General features: G+C 74.3%; 2 protein-coding genes. Both read right to left on the bottom strand.

Translation table 11 applies throughout. The features are described 5' to 3' along the window. Positions 1 to 215 (bottom strand): hypothetical protein (locus KDM41_18240; GenBank protein ID MCB1185364.1); only part of this gene is annotated, 215 nt, incomplete at its 3' end. Next, entirely contained in the window at positions 212 to 886 is a 675-nt protein-coding gene (locus KDM41_18235) for a methylamine utilization protein (protein MCB1185363.1), read from the bottom strand. The genes KDM41_18240 and KDM41_18235, both read right to left, overlap by 4 nt. Positions 887 to 1032: the final 146 nt, after the last annotated feature.

The following is a 1032-nucleotide window of genomic DNA, read 5'->3' as shown; positions in this document are numbered from 1 at the left end:
AGCAGCTGGGCCCCGCCCGCGAGCTGGTCGACACGCCCGGCGAGGATGCGCTCGCAGACCCGCGCCGACGCCGCGAGCTGCTGCTCGACGTCGGCGCGGACCCGTCCCGGCACCGAGGAGTTGAACACGATCAGCACCGTCGCCTGCACCCCGAGGAAGAGGGCCAGGTAGACCAGGGCCAGGCGCGTCTGGAAGCTCCCGGGGCGCAGGTTCAATAGCGGCCCTCCCGCGGCGGTTCCTGGACGCGCCGCACCTTGCGCAGCGGGATCGCCACGACCGCGTCGGCCGCCGCGTCCGGGCCCGTGCGCACCGCGAGCGGCGGCGGACCGTCGCCCGCGAGATCCGGATGCCAGACCCCGATCTCCCAGGCGCCGGCGGGCAGGCCCGCGAAGGCGGCGCGACCCTGCGCATCGGTCACCGCCTGCACGGGCGCGTCGGACACGTGGATGAAGCTGAGCATGTTGTCGTGGATGGTGCAGCCCAGGGCCACCACGCCGGGCTGGTCGAAGACGACGAGCTTGTTCTCGTCCTTGCCGTACAGGCGCAGCTCGAAGCGCTTGGCGCGCGAGAACGAGTAGACGTGGTGCCGGATGTCGTCGAGGTTCGGGAAGGCGACCTCGGCCCCGGTGCGCACCGCCAGCACGAAGGGATCGAAGAGCACGCCGTGCTGCCGCATCACCGGCGCCGGCGCCGTCCAGGCGCCGATCCCCTGCCCGTCGGTCGGGGTGAGGGTCACCGCCGCCCAGGGCACGGGCGCGCCGGCGGCGTCGCGCACGGTCACCGTCACCGGCGGGCGGTCCGGAGGGGCGGCCGCGACCGCGGACGGACGGGTACCCGCGAGAGCGGCCAGGATGCCGACGGCGAGCAGCGGGCGCGGCAGGCGCATGGGCGAGCCTCCGAGGATGCGGGAAAAGGGCCCGGGCCTCGGGCGCACCGCGCCGCGGCCAAAGCGGATGATTCTTGTCTCTATTGGGGTTATCGGGGCCGCGACGGGCCGCCTTGAGGACAATGATGGTCCCGGGGCCGGGGCCC

This window comes from bacterium, assembly GCA_020440705.1.
Classification (GTDB): Bacteria; Krumholzibacteriota; Krumholzibacteriia; order LZORAL124-64-63; family LZORAL124-64-63; genus JAGRNP01.
The sequence above is the reverse complement of the archived record's forward strand: the minus strand, read 5'-3'. Positions and strand labels throughout refer to the sequence as shown.